The 19767-nt window shown below is 33.5% G+C and carries 15 protein-coding genes; 3 read left to right on the top strand and 12 right to left on the bottom strand.

The features are described 5' to 3' along the window. Nucleotides 1–58: 58 nt before the first annotated feature. The 10 genes from AAGV33_RS11390 to AAGV33_RS11345 form a co-directional block, all read right to left on the bottom strand. Nucleotides 59–1237: a tetratricopeptide repeat protein gene (locus AAGV33_RS11390; protein ID WP_373392144.1), complete on the bottom strand. Its 1179-nt coding sequence runs from the start codon at nt 1235–1237 to the stop codon at nt 59–61. 102 nt (nt 1238–1339) lie between these two features. Further along, entirely contained in the window at nt 1340–2017 is a 678-nt protein-coding gene (locus tag AAGV33_RS11385) for a metal-dependent hydrolase (RefSeq protein ID WP_373392143.1), read from the bottom strand. A 98-nt stretch (nt 2018–2115) separates the two neighbouring features. Beyond that, nucleotides 2116–3078: a 1,4-dihydroxy-2-naphthoate octaprenyltransferase gene (menA, locus tag AAGV33_RS11380; RefSeq protein WP_373392142.1), complete on the bottom strand. Its 963-nt coding sequence runs from the start codon at nt 3076–3078 to the stop codon at nt 2116–2118. 92 nt (nt 3079–3170) lie between these two features. Then, nucleotides 3171–4001: a 1,4-dihydroxy-2-naphthoyl-CoA synthase gene (locus AAGV33_RS11375; RefSeq protein ID WP_373392141.1), complete on the bottom strand. Its 831-nt coding sequence runs from the start codon at nt 3999–4001 to the stop codon at nt 3171–3173. 662 nt (nt 4002–4663) lie between these two features. Continuing rightward, nucleotides 4664–5518: a CvfB family protein gene (locus AAGV33_RS11370; protein ID WP_373392140.1), complete on the bottom strand. Its 855-nt coding sequence runs from the start codon at nt 5516–5518 to the stop codon at nt 4664–4666. A gap of 221 nt (nt 5519–5739) precedes the next feature. Next, entirely contained in the window at nt 5740–7344 is a 1605-nt protein-coding gene (locus AAGV33_RS11365) for a family 43 glycosylhydrolase (protein ID WP_373392139.1), read from the bottom strand. Nucleotides 7345–7441: 97 nt separating this feature from the next. Continuing rightward, the gene (locus AAGV33_RS11360; RefSeq protein ID WP_373392138.1) at nt 7442–9877 is read right to left on the bottom strand and encodes a TonB-dependent receptor; all 2436 of its coding nucleotides are present in this window, start codon (nt 9875–9877) and stop codon (nt 7442–7444) included. Nucleotides 9878–9887: 10 nt separating this feature from the next. Next, entirely contained in the window at nt 9888–12323 is a 2436-nt protein-coding gene (locus AAGV33_RS11355) for a hypothetical protein (RefSeq protein ID WP_373392137.1), read from the bottom strand. Between the two features lie 131 nt (nt 12324–12454). Beyond that, complete coding sequence (menD, locus tag AAGV33_RS11350; protein ID WP_373392136.1) at nt 12455–14116, bottom strand: 2-succinyl-5-enolpyruvyl-6-hydroxy-3-cyclohexene-1-carboxylic-acid synthase; 1662 nt, start codon at nt 14114–14116, stop codon at nt 12455–12457. Between the two features lie 140 nt (nt 14117–14256). After that, complete coding sequence (locus AAGV33_RS11345) at nt 14257–14826, bottom strand: glutathione peroxidase (protein ID WP_373392135.1); 570 nt, start codon at nt 14824–14826, stop codon at nt 14257–14259. 279 nt (nt 14827–15105) lie between these two features. On the opposite strand from AAGV33_RS11345, the gene AAGV33_RS11340 reads away from it, so the two are divergent. The 3 genes from AAGV33_RS11340 (at nt 15106) to AAGV33_RS11330 (ending at nt 17562) form a co-directional block, all read left to right on the top strand. Next, nucleotides 15106–15636, top strand: coding sequence for an RNA polymerase sigma factor (locus AAGV33_RS11340; RefSeq protein ID WP_373392134.1), 531 nt, complete (start codon nt 15106–15108; stop codon nt 15634–15636). A 4-nt stretch (nt 15637–15640) separates the two neighbouring features. Continuing rightward, the gene (locus AAGV33_RS11335; protein ID WP_373392133.1) at nt 15641–16426 is read left to right on the top strand and encodes an anti-sigma factor; all 786 of its coding nucleotides are present in this window, start codon (nt 15641–15643) and stop codon (nt 16424–16426) included. Between the two features lie 191 nt (nt 16427–16617). Next, nucleotides 16618–17562 (top strand): tRNA dihydrouridine synthase, encoded by a 945-nt coding sequence (locus AAGV33_RS11330; RefSeq protein ID WP_373392132.1) that lies wholly within the window; start codon nt 16618–16620, stop codon nt 17560–17562. A 254-nt stretch (nt 17563–17816) separates the two neighbouring features. Here the strand turns inward: AAGV33_RS11330 and AAGV33_RS11325 are convergent, their stop codons facing one another. Then, the gene (locus tag AAGV33_RS11325; protein ID WP_373392131.1) at nt 17817–18518 is read right to left on the bottom strand and encodes a hypothetical protein; all 702 of its coding nucleotides are present in this window, start codon (nt 18516–18518) and stop codon (nt 17817–17819) included. A gap of 12 nt (nt 18519–18530) precedes the next feature. Next, the coding region (locus AAGV33_RS11320; RefSeq protein WP_373392130.1) for a hypothetical protein at nt 18531–19767 on the bottom strand (1237 nt) is incomplete at its 5' end.

Below are 19767 nucleotides of genomic sequence, written 5' to 3'. Positions count from 1 at the left end.
TAAGAAAAAACCTTAATAACACTTAACTTCTTAATGGTTGTATTTTTTTTAAAGCGAATTATTTTTCTAAAAGTTTCAAAACCTTTTCAAAATCTTTATTTTGAATTCCAGCTTTCTCGAAAGTTTGATAATCATCTTTTATTTTTTGTGTCCAGCTTACACTATCGGTCACATTTTGATTTTGGTATTCTTTATAAATGGTTTTCGCTTTCGCATATTCGTTGTTCAGTAAATAAGCATGAGCCAAATTTAATTTTATCAACAACTCCGTATCATCTCGTTTTTCACCTTCTTTTAGGGTTTTAATGGCTTTTCCGTATTGTTTGGTCAATAGATACCCATAACCCAAATTACTATAATCTAAAGCAGTTGCTTTTTGTTGATTGACAATTTCGTTGTAGTTTTTTATTGCCGAGCTGTAATCGCCTTTTTTAAGATCACTAGAAGCTTTTGTTCTCAAATCATTAAAAACAGTTTTGGCAATTCCAGTTTCTTCAAAACAGCTTGCGCCAAAATCCTTATACGCCTTAGCTTGCTCCATAGGTAAGAGTTTTTGGAATTCCTGGAAACTATATTGTTTTTGGATTTTTTCGCCAATACAAACACAGAAATCGTCTGAATTTGCCATTTTTCTAGCCAAGGCCGAAGTTTTGCATTGGCTAATGATATTTTTTCGGTTTTCCAAAGTCCAGCCTCTACTCAATTTCGCATCAACCCAAGGCACTACTTCCAAAACAATTTTCTGTTTCATAAACCAATTGGAACTTTCGAAACCAAAATACAATTTGGTCGTATTTGTTTTTATACAAGTAGATTTATCAATTGAAAGTCGTTTAGCATCCTTGCTTAAAGCCACATCTTGAACCAAACAAGCATTAGCCGTTTCTCCTTTTGAGCTGTAGGCTTTAGCTAATTCATTCGTAGAAAAAATAGCGTATTTGCATTTATCGTCTCCCGAAATTTTAGACAATAAAAAAACTGCTCCAGCCGAACCCTGACTAATTCCTGTTGGATCCGGAATGGATTTTAGAACCGAAACTAGGCTACTTGCCATTTGTTGGTTGTCATCCAAAAGCGTAATTCTATAAATCAACTCAGTTGTTCCTGCGGGAAAATTATCGGTTTCTACAACTATTCTGTCTCTTGCCGAAACAACAATTTCTTTATAAGTAGCTCTTTCTTTGTCCCAATAACCTGATTTTTGAGCAAATGCTGAATGATAAAAAATGCTAATCAATAGCAAAAAAAATATTTTTCTCACAGATGTAACTGGTATTAACTAGATAAAAACTAAAGACTTAATTTATTCCAAACCATTAAAAGGGTTTCTGTTTTAAAATTATAATTCGATACTATCTCCTATTTCAAGTAACATCAAGTCTTTTCCTTTGTCGAAAAATCGTTGGATAGCTTCTTTTTTATTGATTTTTATGTATCCAAAAGTATCGTAATGATAACCTAAGATTTTATCGCATTCGACAAAATCAGAAGCCAAAATAGCATCTTCTACATCCATTGTGAAATTATCTCCAATTGGGAAAATAGCTAAATCCAATTTAGTACGCATCGGAATCAACTTCATGTCCATTGTCAAAGCTGTATCACCAGCGATATAAATATTTTTATGTTCGCCTTCAATAACAAAACCGCCTGGATTTCCTCCATTAGAACCATCAGGAAACGAACTCGAATGAATGGCATTTACATATTTTACTTTTCCAAAATCAAAATTCCAGCTTCCGCCGTGATTCATCGGATGTGCTTCAAAACCTTTGGCAGCATAATAACCTGCAATCTCGGCATTAGAAACAATAACCGCACCGGTACGTTTAGCAATAGCCTCAACATCTAAAACATGATCGCCGTGTGCATGAGTTAGCAAAATATAATCGGCTTTTAATTCATCTATATCAATCTTTTCTGCCAATGGATTTCCTGAAATAAAAGGATCTACAATAATGTGCTTTCCGCCAATTTTAATTCCTAAAGCGGCATGACCGTAATAAGTTATTTTCATATTTTTATTTTTTAAGTGATTAGTAACTCGTGAAAAGTAACTAGCCAATAAATTAATTTTTAGCTAATTACTAATTACTTCTCACTAATTACTACAATTTATCTTCCGCCCAAAAGCGTATTAACAACTATATCTGAAAAAAAGTAAATCATACACAAAGACAACAACACCGAAAGCAGAAAAGTACTTAAGGCTAATTTTTTTAATTCGGGATCTAAAGCTCTAGGCTCTTGGTTTTTAGACACCATAATTAAATGTTGAGTCAAAGGAATGTAAGCCAATAAAAACAAGTATTGATCAAATTTGAATCCGCTTACAATAGCAAAAACTAAAGTCAAAACCATGGCGCTCACAATTAAAAAGTAATGGTATTTCTTCGCTTTTTCGCCACCAATTTTTACCACAATGGTATTTTTACCCACCTTTTTATCCGAAGCTTCATCACGCATATTGTTCAAATTCAAAACACCTACGCTTAAAAAACCGATAGCCATAGCTGGTAAAACTAATTCGAAATCCAATTGTTTTGAATATAAAAAATTGACTCCTAAAGTACTTACTAGTCCAAAAAAAACGAATACAAATACATCACCATAACCTCGGTAACCATAAGCGGTGTTTCCAACAGTATATCGAATAGCCGATAAAATAGCCAGAATTCCTAACGCAAGATAAAATAAAGAATAAAACAAATTAGTACCTCCAAAAGCATAATAAATCAACGCTATTGCTGAAAGTAAGGTTAAGAACGAAGTAATGATTATAGCACGTTTCATAGCAGCAGGTGTAATCACACCACTCTGAATGGCGCGTTTAGGTCCTACTCGATCTTCATTATCGGTTCCTTTCACTCCATCACCGTAATCATTGGCAAAATTAGAAAGGATTTGTAATCCTAATGTGGTTAGAATGGCAAAGCCAAAAAGTCGCCAGTTAAAAACGTCGGTAGGTGTTAATATTTCTTCGGTAGGATGTGCCAGAGCATACATACTCCCCACAATAATTCCTGATACAGACAAAGGTAAGGTGCGCAATCTTGCGGCTTCAATCCAGTGTTTCATTATAAAGTTAGAGGTTAAAAGTTAGAGGTTAGAAGTTAGAAGATGGAAGATGGAAATTATTAAAAACTTCCCGCTTCCAACTCCCCACTTTTCTATGGTAACCATTTCTTTTCAAAGTTAGGCTTTCTTTTTTCAAGGAATGCATTTCTACCTTCCTTCGCTTCTTCGGTCATATACGCTAATCTTGTTGCTTCTCCAGCAAAAACCTGTTGACCAACCATACCGTCATCAGTCAGATTCATTGCAAATTTCAGCATTTTGATTGATGTTGGCGATTTTGCTAAAATCTCCTGAGCCCATTCGTAAGCCGTAGCTTCTAATTCTTCATGAGGAATTACAGCATTAACCATTCCCATTTCAAAAGCTTCCTGAGCCGAATAATTACGACCTAAAAAGAAAATTTCACGTGCTTTTTTCTGTCCGACCATCTTAGCCAAATAAGCAGAACCATAACCTCCGTCAAAACTGGTTACATCGGCATCGGTTTGTTTAAAAATAGCATGTTCTTTACTTGCTAAGCTCATATCACAAACTACGTGTAAACTATGTCCACCACCTACAGCCCAACCAGGAACTACAGCAATAACTACTTTTGGCATAAAACGAATTAAACGTTGTACTTCAAGAATATTCAATCGATGCTGACCGTCTTCGCCTACATAGCCTTGATGACCACGTGCATTTTGATCTCCCCCGCTACAAAAAGAATAGATTCCATCCTTGGTTGAAGGTCCTTCCGCAGATAACAAAACAACACCTATAGAAGTATCTTCCTGGGCGTCATAAAAAGCGTCGTATAATTCAGAAGTGGTTTTAGGTCTAAAGGCATTTCTAACATTAGGTCTGTTGAATGCTATTCTGGCAACACCATTGCATTTTTTATAAGTGATATCTTCGTATTCTTTTGCTGTGATCCAATCCATTCTAATGGGTTTAAATTAATTTAGGGTAAAAATAAATCATTTTTTTTGCATTTTCTAGTATCCTTTGCTAAAGTCGCCATCTTTTCTATCTGAGTAATCCTTATCCCGTTAATCCTTTAAAAATGTTAAATTTTGTCGAATAAAGGCTTTTTTTTGAAAACCGAAACATTTTTTTATTAATTTAGACATAGTTAGTTGAGGATTTAGTTAAATATTTACAACGCCAACTAACATCAAGAGTTACTTCACTGATTTATTAACTTAAAAGAAGAATATTGAAACAAACAACACGCTTTATCACTCTTTTTTGTACGTTACTAAATTTAAACTTCGGAAGAAAAGAGCCCAAATGGGAAACACTAAAGCCTATTAGAATTTATTCAAAGTAGCACCTATGGTAAGCATTTGGATTACTATACAAGATGAAATCATCATTAAAATGAATTTGTAAAATCCAAAGATTTTTTTTTACACCAACGGTTTTTTATTGCAAAATGAAATTCCAAATAGTTTTTAGAAGTTAAAAAAAGATAAAGAAAGAACAGTTAACGTGAAACCGCAAATTATGGTTTCCAATTGTTAAATACATTATAGCTAATTAAACTAAAAAAACAGCTATAAAAAGAGAAAGACTAACCACAAGGATTAGTCTTTCTTTTTTTTTATTCTTTTATCAGATAAATTCCGTCTTCTTTAATTTCAATTAGTTTCTCTTTGTACAAAGCTCCAATGGCTTTCTTAAAAGTCTTTTTACTCATCTTCAATACCGTTTTGATATCTTCGGGATGCGAATTGTCATTTAATCTTAAAAAACCTCTGCTCGCTCTTAGTTCGTCCAAGATTTTCTCGGCATTCGGTTCGATACTTTCGTAACCTTGTTTTTGTAACGAAACATCAATTTTATTATCAGGTCGAATGTTTTTAATAAAACCACGCATTCTGTCACCAGTACGAATTGCATCATCATAAACCTCATCTTTGTACAAAAGTCCTTTGTGCTTCTCGTTAATAATTACATTAATCCCGATTTCAGTAATGTGCGAAACAATCAATTCTACTTCTTCGCCGTTTTCAACCGTAAGCTCATCGTTATTAAGAAATTGATTCGTCTTACTTGAAGCCACCAATCGATTGGTTTTTTCATCCATATAAAGGTAAACCAAATAACGTTTTCCTTTTTCCATCGGTCGGGCTTGTTCTTTAAACGGAACCAGAATGTCTTTTTCCATCCCCCAATCCATAAAAGCTCCTACTTGATTGGTGTAATTCACACGCAAAAGCGCAAATTCATTCAACAAAATATAAGGTTCCAATGTGGTAGCTACTGGACGTTGTTCGTGATCTAAATAAACAAAAACAATAAGCTCTTCGCCTATTTCAAATTCGTTAGGGACATATTTATTTGGCAAAAGGACATCATGAATTCCTTCAGGATCTTTTTCTGGATTTCCCAAAAACAATCCCACTTTGGTATCACGCAATATCGTTAAGCTGTTGTATTTTCCTATTTTAAGCATATTCTTCTTTTTTCTAAGCCGCAAAGGTACGATGTTGTAAGATGATTTTACCGCAAAGTTCGCAAAGTTTTTCGCAAAGGTCAGAAAGTTCAAAAATCTGCATATTGAAAACTTTTCTCGCAGATATTAGAGATTCAGCAAATTTAAAATAAAACTTTATAAAGCTTTTACATTTACTTTGCGTAAGCCTTTGCGAACTTTGCGGTTCATTTTAAACCAAATTATTTTTTCACCAAAGTCACATCGTCAACTAAGCAAACAGCATTAGCAGTTCCATTTGCAAAAAATCCAATAGTGATTTTACCATTTTTTACTAAAATATCTGAAATACGAATGCTTGTCCAGGAAGTATTCTCGGTTTCAATACTAAATTTATAATCAACACCACCCGTATTAGCATGCATTTTAAGTTCGTTGAAACCTTGGCTGTTTTTAACTTTGGCTGTCAAATTATACACGCCATCTTCTAAAGCGACATAAGGAGATGAACTGATTTGCTGCGTAATTTCTCTTGTAAAATCGACTGTATCGGTAATATTTAAACTTTTTTCTCCAATAACTTCTTTTCGGTCATTTTCAGTATTAAAATAATTCAATTGTGGCGAAATTTCGCTTTTCACCTGAATGGGATTTCCTTTAATTGCTACTGTTTTCCAACCTAATAATTGTTCCTGAACGGGTTTAATATCACTCGGAATTTTATTTCTATCGGCTTCAAAACTGCCGTTTTTTACATAATTATTATCTGTACCAACAGTCCAATCTCCTGTTTTTTCGTCCAGATTCCATGAACTTAACGAATTAAAATACGGTTTATATCCATCAAAAGAAAGCGGAAACCATTGGTTATACCCTAAACCATTTCCAGCAAAATCAGCCCAACGATCACCACAATAAATAACCGTTTCTTTGCCATTTCGTTTTATGGTATAGAAAAATCCAGTTTGTGTTACATGTGCATAATCTTCGGCAGAACCTTCTATAATTTGCATATTATTTGTTGGCAAATAAGGTCCGCGAATATTATCTGAAACCAAATAATAGGCGAAAGAAGAATCCCAGCCATAAATATTAGAAGCAGTCATGTAATACTTGTTTTTGTATTTAAACATACAATTTCCTTCCCTGCTTTCTCCCTGAAAAACTTTGGTACAGTCTAAAATATTTACTTTGCCGTCTTTCACACCTATTTCAGAAACATAAATCTTATTACGTCCTTTTCCGTAGGAATAAACAAGATAGGATTTTCCATCATCATCAGTAAAAACAGTTTGGTCACCTGTATTTGTTGTCCCAATCCAAGGTTGCATATTTATTTTTTGATGCCAGGAAAACGAAGCCGTAGGCGAATCTCCCAGCATAATAAGAACCTGACTGCCATGTTGAACAAAAAGGGCATATTTGTTCATTTCTTTTACAAAAGCCACTCCCAAGCGTCCAACCCATGTTTTTCTTCCATCAGGAAATGCGTTTTCATCAGTAAAAACATCGCCTTCAAAAGTCCAATTCACTAAATCAGTGGAACTGTAACAGGTTATCGATTTAAAAGTACAACGGGGATAGGTTATAATTGGTTCTTTGCGGTATTTCTCAGCTTCTTCATAATGCACACCGTACCAATAGTATTTTTCAATTCCTGTTTTAGGATCTTTAAATTTAAAGACACCGCCACCTTGACTATAAATAGGAAGACCTTCTTTAGTATCCCAAAAAACATCATTCTTAATATTTTGATTTTGTGCTACTATTTCAATTGTAGAACATAGTAACAGTATTCCAATCCATACTAGTTTAGACCTCAGCTTTAAACCACTCTTTTTTATCATATTTTAGGGAATTATAACATTAAAGAGGCTAATATAAATTAGGAAAAACACAAAATCATCCTGTACTGTCCCGATTAAATAAATCACAAAAGAAAAATTATTTTTTAATGGTGTAAAAAATATTCTTAACCACAGGAATTCCACTACCAGTAATTCCTTCTAAAGCTACTTTAACTTTAGTTTCAACACCGCTATTGAAATAATTTACAGTTGTATTTCCTGTTTTATCTGGATGCACATAAGGATTCCAATAAATCGTATTTCTTACAGCGGCTTTTTTATCTAACTCTACATCTGGCTTTTCAGGATCTGGCGAATAAAAAACACGTGCGGTATAAAATCCTTCTAATTCTTGTTTAACAGAATAAACTGGAACTTTTTTAGGTTTATTTCCTCTATTTCCATTGGTAAAAATCGAAATAACGCCGCCTACAGTTTCTGGATTTTCTAAAATAAATAATTGTGCAATTTCTCCACCTCTTACAACATCAATTTTTACAACATCATTAGGCGATATCCAATCTAATTCATTAGTTTCTAACATTTGATAACCATCAATTAATATAAGTGGTGGAAGATTATGTTCTCCCAAAATCGTCACCCCTCTATCAACAACTTGAACACTAGGAACTTTATCTAAAACATCATAAATAGTAGTTAATTTTTTTGTAGTTGCATCTGCAACAAATCTGTAGTCAGGAACTCCGTATGGAACAATTACATTATTTTTACTTTTATTTTTAACAACTACTTCTTTTAAAATATTCTCTGGTTTTACTCCAAAAGCAGTAAATTTTTTCAACACATTTTCAGCAAACAAATTAGTTGTTTCAGATAAAACAATTGATTCCTTTTTAAAAGAAACAAACATTGGAGAACGTTCAATAGAGTCTAAAACTATTTGTCCTCTGAATTTTCCTTTTTCATTTACACTATTTAAGTACATATTTGTCATGTCAGAAAACATTAAATTTTTAAATTGAAATCTACCAATAGAATCGGTAGTTGCATTAAAAATCTCATGCTTCTTTTTACTCATTAAAGCCAAGGTTAAATTATTATTTATTAATGGCTTATCAGCAAAAACTTGTTTTACTCTACCCGAAATAGTGATTCCTTTTTCTGCTTTATAAAGATTTACACCATCTGATTTTGGAGTTGTTTTCCACAGAAAATCACGCCAACCTTGAGTTAAAAGCAAATTATCTAAATACTCTAATCGTTTTGGATTTGTTGTATCAAAATAATAACTAGGATTATGGACTTTTCCTCTGATGTCTGATTCCATTAGAAAATAAGAACTAATAGTAGTGCCAAAACACTTGTCTTCCACTCCGTTCATATCCGTTACACTCAATGAAAAACTGGCTGATTTGGCAATTCCTTCTTTAGATTTAGAAGAAACATAAACTATTGCCTTTTCATTGGGTTCGTATGTTTCTTTATCAGTTACGAGTTCAACCTCTAAATCATGTTCTTTTTCAATATAAATTAAACGTTCGCTTTGAGGTTTAGAACTACTATCATAAAGTGTTATTTGGCTAATGCCTTCGGGAGTTTTGTCTTTGGGTAATTCAAATGATAAAGAAGTTTCGGTTAAGGTTTGCGTTGTTTCTAAGTACTGAATTCCTTTGGCTTTACAAACTACCTTAAGTGATGGATTAGGATTCTGTGCCAAAGTGGCTTGATTGGTACTAATTCTAATAATGTTTCTGCCTTTCATCGCTCTAAAACTTAACAAATAACCTTGTTTGAGGATATTTGGAAGTTCTTGACGGATTTCTATTCCTTTTATGTCTTTAGTTTTTGCGTAATAACTTTTTCCTTCCATAGGCAACATTTGGAATTTACCCATGCCATCATGAACACTTTCAAAAGCACAGACTAGTTCATTATTAGAATCATAAATTTCTCCGTTAATTTCTATTGGTTTTCCGTTAACATCAACGGCTTTAAAACCGACTACGCTCGATACATTTTCTAAAAGCGAACCGCCTTGGGGAAAAAAGTCAATTCGAAAAGGATTTTGTTTAGCAGCTTCTTTTTTAGTGATTTTAGTTTCCGAAGCAATATTTTGAGCCGTTTTGGATTTATCATTCGATTCAAAAACATCGATAATCTCAATTTCCTTTTTGAACACAAAGTCTTCTCCAAAATTCCGATTCCAATTAGTATAAGCCCTTAATTGATAAGTTCCTGGTTTTACGTCAAGAGAATCCTGTAATTGAAAATCACCATGCCCCAAACCCATTTCTAAATTGGTTTTGTTTCGGACAATTATTTTCGAATCGGCAGAAATTAATTCGACATATAAAATATTACTGTTGTCAAAAAGCAAGTTATTAGAAGCTCGTACATTATAAGCTTTATACCATAAATCTTCACCTATAAAATAAGTGGATCGATCGGTATGAAGATAGACTTTTTCAATGTCAGAAATTGATTTTTTATCTTGCGCCTGTAAAAAAAAAGAGATTAAAACTACGCACAAAAAACTAAGAATACGGCAATTTTTATAAAAATGTTCAATCATAAAACTCTTTTTATTGATTATTTTTAATGGTATAAAAAACATTTTCCACCACAGGAATTCCATTACTGGTAATTCCTTCTAAAGCTACTTTTACCTTAGTTTCAACACTGCTATTGAAATAATTTAAACTCGCATTTCCCGTTTTATCTGGATGCACAAAAGGGTTCCAATAAATCGTATTTCTTACAGCAGCTTTTTTATCCAGCTCTACATCTGGTTTTTCTGGATCTGGCACATAAAAAACGCGTGCAGTGTAAAATCCTTCTAGTTGTTTTTTAACAGCATAAACAGGGACTATTTTAGTGCGTTGGCCGGTTTTTGCATTGGTAAAAATGGAAATAAGCGTGAGTTTTCCATATAGTGCCTGTATATGTAATCCTCGTACAACTTCTATTCTCATAGCTTCATCAGGTGACACTGAAAGTAACTGATTAGCATGCACTGCTTGAAAACCATCTATTAATACTGCAAAAGGCATTTCTGATGCGTCTTTTCCTGCTACAAGGTCATAATTAATAGTAACACCTCTTAATGTTTCCTCAAGATAATCAACAAAATTAAAAAACTTATTTGCTTCTATTTTGTTTACTTTAAAACTATAGTCAGGAACACCATACCAAGGATTAATATTATTCTTCTTGGCTTTAACTTCAACTTCATTCAACATGTTTTCTGGTTTTACTCCAAAAGCAATGTACTTCTTTGAAACATTTTCAACAATGGAATGATTTGTTTCTGGCTGAACAATTAGTTGTTTTTTAAAAGAAACAAACATTGGAGAATGTTCAATAGAGTCTAAAACTATTTGTCCTCTGAATTTTCCTTTTTCATTTACACTATTTAAGTACATATTTGTCATGTCAGAAAACATTAAATTTTTAAATTGAAATCTACCAATAGAATCGGTAGTTGCATTAAAAATCCCATGCTTCTTTTTACTCATTAAAGCCAAGGTTAAATTATTATTTATTAATGGCTTATCAGCAAAAACTTGTTTTACTCTTCCTGATATGGTGATGCCTTTTTCTGCTTTAAAATCAATAGCATTATTGGATTTTGGGTTTGTTTTCCAAAGAAAATCACGCCAACCTTGGGTTAAAAGCAAATTGTCTAAATGTTCTAATCTTTTTGGATTAGTTGCATCAAAATAATAGCCTGGCTCATGCACTTTTCCTCTAATGTCTGATTCCATCAAAAAATAAGAATTAATAGTAGTACCAAAATCCTTGTCTTCCACTCCGTTCATATCCGTTACACTTAATGAAAAACTGGCTGATTTAGCAGTACCTTCCTTTGATTTAGAACTCACATTAATAGTAACTTTCTCATTCGGCTTATAAATTGCTTTACCTGTAGTTAGTTGTACTTCTAAATCCTGTTCTTTTTCAACATAAACCAATCGTTCGCTGTGTGGTTTGTTAGTGTTATCGAATAATGTGATTTGACTGATACCTTCGGGAGTTTTGTCTTTTGGTAATTCAAAAGAGAATGTAGTTTCAATAAGCGTTTGCGTGGTTTCTAAATAAGAAATTCCTTTAGCTTTGCAAATAACCGTCAAAACTGCATTAGGATTTTGTGATAAAGTAGCTTGGTTAGTACTAATACTAATAATATTTCTACCTTTTATAGCTCTAAAACTTAATAAATAACCTTGTTTAAGAACACTTGGAAGTTCCACTTTCATTTCTTCTCCTGCTGGATTTTGAACTTTTGCAAAATATTTTTTATCTTCAATTGGCACAAACTGAAATTTCCCCATGCCATCATGAACACTTTCAAATGCAGTTACCGGTTCATTATTAGAATCAAAAAATTCGCCTTTAATTTCAATTGGTTTTCCATCTGTATCAACCGCTTTAAAACCAATAATACAAGTTACATTTTCTAAAAGCGAACCGCCTTCAGGAAAAAAATCAACTTTGAAAGTGTTTTGTTTTTTGGCTTCAATGGTTTGAAGTTTAATTGTTGTAGTTGTACCATTCTGTGTTTTATTTACTTTAGAATGATCCTCAAGCACATCTATAATTTCAATCTCTTTTTTGAAAACAAAATCTTCACCAAAATTTCGATTCCAATTCGTGTAAGCTCGCAGTTGATAGTGCCTTGGTTTTACACCAAGAGAATCTTTCAATTGAAAATCGCCATGACCCAATCCTACTTCAAGATTGGTCTTGTTTTGAGCAACTATTTTAGCATCGGCAGAGATTAATTCTACATACAAAACATTGCTGTTGTCATAAAGTAAATTATTGTAAGCGTTAACATTATAGGCTTTGTACCATAAATCTTCACCCACAAAATAAGTTGATCGATCGGTGTGGAGATATACTTTTTCTACATCGGGAATTGTACTGGGTGTTTGCGCTTGCAAAAAGCCAAAAGTTAAAACGAGGCCTAAAAAATAAAATAAACGTTTTTTTTTGTTTCCAATAAAAGTCTCAAACATACATGTAGTTGATTTATATTAAGTGATGGAAAAATTTAGAAGACTATCTAAAATCTTATTAATTTAAACTTAAAAAAATAAATCAACAACCATACCAAGAAAAATCTTTCAAGGTCAAGAACAGTATAATTTTATGTCAACTCCCTAAAATACTGTAATAAAATTTTATTGTTTTCTAATGTAGGTGTGAAAATTTCAAGAATACTTGGTTTTTCTTTTTGGGAATATAGTGTTGTCAAACTTTTTTCTAAACTCGCTTCGTCACTGGCAAGGCTATATTCAAAACCATACATTTTTGCCAAATGTTCGGCTGTTAAGTTGTGTGAAGTTTCGAAAAAGGTATGAAATACTTCGGTTTCATTGTGGCCAGGTAAAATTCTAAAAATTCCACCGCCACCATTATTGACCAAGATAATTTTAAAGTTTTTAGGAATGTAATTATTCCACAAGGCGTTGCTATCATACAAGAAACCAATATCACCTGTTATAAAAACAGTCGGCTTATTATTTGCTACAGCGGCACCTATGGCAGTAGAGGTACTGCCATCAATTCCGCTAGTTCCTCGATTGCAAAACACTTCCACACTCGAAGGTATTTCCATTAATTGTGCGTAACGAATAGCAGAACTGTTACTGATTTGCAACTGACTATTTTCTGGTAGCGTTTTGAGTAGCTTATCAAAAACATAAAAATCTGAGTACGAAACTTTGCTTAAAAAAAGATCTTGTTTTTCTTTTCGAATGGCTTGAATGCGACTCATTTTTGCAAAATAATCACTTTTTACACTATGGATTAAAGGTAAAAAAGCAGTAAAAAAAGCATTCGGATGAACTTCAAAATGCTTTGTCAAAACGCCAAAAGTATCATACGCCCGTAAAGGATCAATATGCCAGTGGTGTTTGGGTTTGTATTTTCGTAAAAAAGCTTTGATGCGCTTAGACACAATCATTCCGCCAAAAGTAATTAGAATATCCGGACAGAAATCTTCAAAATCTTCCTGAGTAAACGGCGTAATTATAGTATCAATATTCGAAATAAAACTAGGATGATGCAAATTAGAAGTAGTTTCGGTCATCACCACCACCGATTCATCTTGGGCGAAAGCCTCCACCGTAGCATTCGAAATAGCATCAGGTTCATTGACTCCTACCAACACTAATTTCTTTGTTGATTGCTTCCAAATAGTTGCAAAAACAGTCAAATCTTCTAAGGAAACTATGGGGTTTAGAGCTGCAAAATGATGTACCATTGCATCTACCGAAAGTTTAGAAACAGTTTCGTACAAAGGTTCTTCAAAAGGCGCGTTGATGTGCACTGGTCCTTTTTGAAAACAAGCAATATCAATAGCTTCGTTGATTTTGTGGTCGTTTATTTTTGAAACTTCTTCCGTTAAATTGGCATTATACAAAGAATGATTTGCAAAAACATTTTCCTGACGAATGGTTTGACCGTCGCCAATATCAATCTTATTTTGCGGTCTATCAGCCGAAATGACAATTAAAGGAATCTGGCTGTAAAAAGCTTCGGCAACAGCAGGATAGTAATTTAACAATGCCGAACCTGAAGTACAAACTAGCGCCACGGGACGCTTGATTTGTTGCGCCATTCCTAAGGCAAAAAATGCTGCACAACGCTCATCAGCAATGCTGTAGGATTTAAAATTGTTATTGGATGCAAAACCAATGGTCAAAGGTGCATTTCTAGATCCAGGAGAAATAACAATATCACGGATTCCTTTGGCTAAACAGATTTGGATAATGCTTTGCGCTAAAGGTATTTTGGGGTAAATCATTTTTTTTATTTCGAATAACAAAGTTACGAAGATGACATAACTTTAGCATAAATACGTGAATTAATTTCTTTACTATTTTTTTACAAAAAAAGCGATTTTAAACTAGGTAAAAATCGCTTTTTTGTAAATTATACTATTGTTTATTGTTTGATCCAATTTACAATTTCTGGAGCATCAGGTTTTGTTTTAGAATAATAAACTTCTACTAAATGCCCTTTTTCATCTATCAGGTATTTTTGAAAATTCCACTTTACATCCGAATCTTTCACACCATTTTTACTCTTTTGTGTCAAAAATTGGTAAATCGGACTCATATCAGCTCCTTTTACCGAAATTTTATCCATCATAGGAAAAGAAACTCCGTAATTTAATTTGCAGAAACTCGCAATTTCTTCATTCGATCCTGGTTCTTGACTATTAAAATTATTGGCTGGAAAACCTATAACGGTAAATCCTTGGGCTTTGTAAGTTTTATAAATAGCTTCTAATTGTTCGTATTGAGGCGTGTATCCACATTTAGAAGCGGTGTTGACAATCAATATTTTTTTCCCTTTTAAAGTAGCAAAATCAAAGGTTTCGCCATATAAATTTTTTACTTTAAACTGATAAATACTCTGTGCATCCACGGCTTTGCTATTTTTATTCTGAGCTTGAATAGTTCCACAAAAAACTAAAAACAAACTACAAACCATTAACAATAAATTTTTCATATCTTTTTTTTGGGTAAAAATAATCAAATTCATGGCTTATAAATTCATTTTTAAATACAAATTTCATCAAACAATTGTTAAAAAAACCGAAAACATAAATTGACACAAATCAAACCACAAAGGAGCAATAATCCTATTTTCTACTCACAAACAATTGCATAAGAGCTTTGTATATTTTGGATAAAAATAAAAAAAAGGAGCATTTTATTTCCAAAAACAAAAACACTAGCCAATTTCTAAATAAGTTTCCATAAGTTTGTAAAACTAAAAACAAAAACTATGAGCCAAGAAGAATTATTAGTTTTAATCTATAGGAAGGATGACAAAGCCTTTACATATCTATATGATATGTATGCTAAAAGTTTGTTCTCTGTAATCAGTATGTTGATTAAAAATACCGAAGAAGCGGAAGATGTTCTGCAAGAAGTATTTGTCAAAATTTGGAAAAACCTCGACAGTTACAATGAAAGCAAAGGTCGTTTTTACACCTGGATTCTCAACATTGCAAGAAATACTTCTATTGATAAACTCCGTTCTAAAAACTTTAACAATAGCCAAAAAAACCTATCGACAGATAATTTCGTAAATCTAATAGAAGACAGTAACAAACTAGTCAACAAAGTGGACGGAATAGGAATGCAAGATTTTATTAAAAGGTTAAAACCAAAATGTATCCAAATAATCGATTTATTATTCTTTAAAGGCTACACCCAACAAGAAGCCGCCGAAGAACTAGAAATTCCTTTAGGAACAGTTAAAACGCACAACCGAAACTGTATTAATGATTTAAGAAACTATTTGAAAGTATAGTACAATGGAAACGAAAGAATACATCGAATCAGGGATTTTAGAACTTTATGTTTATGGCTCATTATCCGAAGCCGAAAGCGAAGAAGTAGCTGCAATGGCGAAAAAATACCCAGAAATTAACGCGGAGATTATAGCAATTGAAAAATCAGTTGTGTCACTATCTTCCAGCTTTTCTCCTTTTCAATCGGCAGAAATTTATGCCAAAATAAAAGAGAAATTAGGATTAAAAACAAGTACGGTGATCCCAATGGAACCAAGCAAAAACTGGTCTCAATATGTGGGATGGGCTGCAGCAATACTGTTATTGGTTGGTATAGGATTCCAATACAACCAACTGGAAGAAACCAACAGGCAAGTTGTTACAACCACAACCGAGAAATCTAAAATTGAGCAAGAAAAAAACCAATTGATCCTCGAAAAAACTGCTATTGAAACTAATTTGGCCGTTGTAAAAGATGAAAACAATATTGTAGTTGCTCTTGGTGGTCAAACTGTTGCTCCTGAGTCTTCTGCAAAAGTATATTGGAACAAAGAAACTCAAAAAGTGTATGTAGATGCATCTGGATTACCAGAACCGCCTAAAGGCATGGTATACCAAGTTTGGGCTTTAAAATTAAATCCGCTTACGCCAACAAGCATTGGATTACTGGATAACTTTGATAACAATGGCCAACGCTTCTTTGCTGTCAACAATACGGGAGATGCTGAAGCATTCGGAATCACATTGGAACCAGCTGGAGGAAGTTTATCGCCTACTATGGAGCAATTATATACTTTAGGTAAAGTATAATCATCATACATTTATTATTTTACCATTAAGAGAGTCAAGAAAAATTAAGCACAAAACTTAATGAACCTTGAATTTCTTAATGGTTAAAAAACTCAATTTTAAAATACAGACCAAAGACTTTCCATTGAAAGTCTTTTTTTGTTTTACAAAGTGTAGTTTGTATTGAGTATATTTGCACAATTCTATTTTTCATGAGCTATACCCTTCTTTCATCACCACTTCAAGGATTTACTGATTTTCGTTTTAGAAATGCACAAAATAAATTCTTCGGAGGAATTGATACTTTTTATTCTCCCTATATCCGTTTGAACGGAAAACTAATTATAAAAAATTCTTACCAAAGGGATTTACTTCCAGAAAACAATTTGGATTTAGAAGTGATTCCGCAAATTATTACCAATGATGCAGATGAATTTTTGTTTGTTTCCAAATACGTTCAGGAATTAGGATACAAAGAACTAAACTGGAATCTGGGTTGTCCGTATCCAATGGTGACCAAATCAGGAATGGGTTCTGGACTCATTTGTCAAACCGAAAAAATCGATAGTATTTTAGAAAAAGTGCATGCCGAATCGGATATTATTGTTTCAATGAAAATGCGTTTGGGATATGATTCGCCTGAGGAAATTTTGAATGTACTGCCACTTATTGAAAAATACCCCGTTAAAAATATTGCTATTCATGCGCGCATTGGAAAACAATTATACAATGGCGGAGTCAATTTAGACGGTTTTCAGCAATGTGTAGAAAACACTAAATTGAAACTCTACTACAATGGTGATATCACATCAGTAGCTCAATTTCACAAAATGCAAGAACGCTTTCCTACTATCGATCACTGGATGATAGGTCGCGGTTTGATAGCTGATCCTTTTTTGCCTTCTATGATTAAAAATAACAGCTCCGAGTATCCATCCAACAAGATGGAATTATTCAGTGATTTTCATGATACTTTATACGCCGGCTACAGCGAATCTTTATCGGGAGCTACTCATATTTTGTTAAAAATGCACCATCTCTGGGAGTACTTTTCGGTTATTTTTTCGAATCCTCATAAAGTGCATAAAAAGATAAAAAAAGCAAAAAGTATCCGGAATTATGAACAGGCGGTTAGAGAGATTGTTAAGGAGGGGTAAACTTCAAAGCATAAAAAAAGGTTCAACATGTAAAAATTGAACCTTTTTGAAAGATTTTAAATTCTATCATTTTTCAAAAAATACTTTACCTTTTTTTATGAGTATTATGGAAGAATATCTATTAAATCCCCTGTTACATAAATACGTTTTTGATTATTAACAGTAATTACATTTACCTTGACAGATTCTCCAGATCTGATTGAAAAATCATTTAAAATTCATTTTGTATTTTGATTGAATAAAACAGTTTTAAATTAAAATTGTCGGATTGGAACAGCACTCCAAATGATGCGCCTTTTAAAAAAACTTCCACTAGTATTAGTGCCAGTTTCAACATAAGTGGCTTGGTTTGAAGATATCTCAGTGGAAGTCCATATCCCAAAATTTATAGTTGTGCTTAAGATTTGTCTATAATCTGATACAAAAATTAATGCCTCATCTAATGAAGGTAAATACCAATCGTCATAAACTATACCATCAACCGTAACAGAATAATTAGAAACCAATATAGCTGCCCTTGCGTTTACATCACTAGCTATTATAGTAGCGGTATTGGTTTTACCTGCACCAATACCTACAGCGGTAGCTCCAGTGTTTAAGTTTTCGTTATTAGACCAAACTGGATCGTTATTTGTTGTTTCTTTAACAAGACTAAGAGCTGCAATTAAACCATGTGTTTTTCCTTCTTCATAGCCAGGATCACCTGGCTTTAGAAAATAAAATATCTTTCCCCCTTGGTAATTTTGATACAAAACAAGTGATGCTGCTTTTTCTCCATTTTTGCTTACCAAATTACCCTTACCAATCGCACCTGAACTATTCACTAATCCTGCTGGCACTGAAGAATTTTGACCATGCCTAGTAACCCCCTGCCCTAAGACCGTATTATTTAAAGCAACGATCAATAGAAGTATATATAGTTGTTTCATCGAATCTAATATAAATTTATAATTCATTTTTTTTTGAGTTTACCTGTAAAAATCCATTTGTACTCTATCCCCAGCTGAGAGTGCATATGCTCCATTATTAGTAGGATTATAAGTCAATATATTTTCATTAACCGTGTAAGCAGAATTACTAATTCGGATACCGTTGATATACATTTTTACCTTACTGTTTGTAGAAGGAGTTTGAGTTAAGGTAAAACTTGTCTGGGAATCTGTTGCTGTAAATTCATCAGCTACTTCTCTAACCAGACTTGCGGCGGCTGTAACGAAAGCAGTTGTAGCAATTTTTGAGGAATTATCTCCAGTTGTGGGGGTGGGTGCTAATGGTGCTCCAGTGAAAGTAGGTGAGTTGGAAAAAACAACTACTCCAGTTCCTGTCTCATCCGTAACTGCAGCTAATAAATTTGCTGAAGTAAACGAACCCAATGAAGTGGTATTTCCAACTGAAGTAACCATACCCGTTAAATTAGCATTAGTGGTAACATTACTGGCTGTAAAAGCAGTAGCTGTTCCTGTGATATTGGTTCCAACCAAAGCCGTTGGTGTACCTAAGGAAGGAGATATCAATACAGGTGATGTTGCACGAACTACATTACCTGAACCTGTAGTAGCAATTTCTTCCACAACACCTGCACCTGCAGATGTTCGTCCCAACACCATATTTGTGCCACTAACATTTTGAATCTTGGCATAGGTTACATTTGAATTTAAAATATCTGCTGTAACTACTTTATCATTTCCTATACTAGTTACTCCTGTACTAGAAATAGTGATGTCACCACTCATAGCTACAGCAGCAGCAGCATTAGAAGCGTTACCGACCAAAATATTACTACTTGTCAATGCTGAACCTACTGGCGATGTACCAGTAATAGTAGTATTAGTGACTCCTGTAACACGACCTTTAGCATCTACTGAAAAGACAGGAACCGTAGTTGCGCTTCCATACGTATTTGCAATTACCGAAGTATTTGACAATGTTGTTGCATTTCCAACCGAAGTAACATCGCCTGTTAAATTAGCATTAGTAGCATTTGCTGCTGTTACAAAAGCAGTAGTAGCCAAGGCTGTTGTGTTATTGCCTGCTGTTTGTGTTACACCAATTGTTCCTGTTGGTAATGTTGGCGTTCCAGTAAATGCTGGCGAAACTGATAAAACTATACTCCCTGTTCCTGTTTCATCCGAAATCACTCCAGCCAATTCAGCGGAGGTAGTTGCTGATAATGCGCTTAATTTATCAGTGGTTACTACCAATGTC

The sequence above is a fragment of the Flavobacterium magnesitis genome, from assembly GCF_041729735.1.
In the GTDB taxonomy this organism is placed as follows: domain Bacteria; phylum Bacteroidota; class Bacteroidia; order Flavobacteriales; family Flavobacteriaceae; genus Flavobacterium; species Flavobacterium magnesitis.
This window is presented reverse-complemented; position numbering and strand designations above follow the sequence as displayed.

What these genes read in the sequence shown, in the direction of transcription:
- AAGV33_RS11385 (WP_373392143.1), bottom strand. Translation starts at nt 2,017, where the DNA reads ATGAAAATAACTTATTACGGTCATGCCGCTTTAGGAATTAAAATTGGC.
- AAGV33_RS11335 (WP_373392133.1), top strand. Translation starts at nt 15,641, where the DNA reads ATGGAAACGAAAGAATACATCGAATCAGGGATTTTAGAACTTTATGTT.
- AAGV33_RS11330 (WP_373392132.1), top strand. Translation starts at nt 16,618, where the DNA reads ATGAGCTATACCCTTCTTTCATCACCACTTCAAGGATTTACTGATTTT.
- AAGV33_RS11370 (WP_373392140.1), bottom strand. Translation starts at nt 5,518, where the DNA reads ATGCTTAAAATAGGAAAATACAACAGCTTAACGATATTGCGTGATACC.
- AAGV33_RS11365 (WP_373392139.1), bottom strand. Translation starts at nt 7,344, where the DNA reads ATGATAAAAAAGAGTGGTTTAAAGCTGAGGTCTAAACTAGTATGGATT.
- menA (WP_373392142.1), bottom strand. Translation starts at nt 3,078, where the DNA reads ATGAAACACTGGATTGAAGCCGCAAGATTGCGCACCTTACCTTTGTCT.
- AAGV33_RS11325 (WP_373392131.1), bottom strand. Translation starts at nt 18,518, where the DNA reads ATGAATTATAAATTTATATTAGATTCGATGAAACAACTATATATACTT.
- AAGV33_RS11340 (WP_373392134.1), top strand. Translation starts at nt 15,106, where the DNA reads ATGAGCCAAGAAGAATTATTAGTTTTAATCTATAGGAAGGATGACAAA.
- menD (WP_373392136.1), bottom strand. Translation starts at nt 14,116, where the DNA reads ATGATTTACCCCAAAATACCTTTAGCGCAAAGCATTATCCAAATCTGT.
- AAGV33_RS11360 (WP_373392138.1), bottom strand. Translation starts at nt 9,877, where the DNA reads ATGATTGAACATTTTTATAAAAATTGCCGTATTCTTAGTTTTTTGTGC.
- AAGV33_RS11355 (WP_373392137.1), bottom strand. Translation starts at nt 12,323, where the DNA reads ATGTTTGAGACTTTTATTGGAAACAAAAAAAAACGTTTATTTTATTTT.
- AAGV33_RS11345 (WP_373392135.1), bottom strand. Translation starts at nt 14,826, where the DNA reads ATGAAAAATTTATTGTTAATGGTTTGTAGTTTGTTTTTAGTTTTTTGT.
- AAGV33_RS11375 (WP_373392141.1), bottom strand. Translation starts at nt 4,001, where the DNA reads ATGGATTGGATCACAGCAAAAGAATACGAAGATATCACTTATAAAAAA.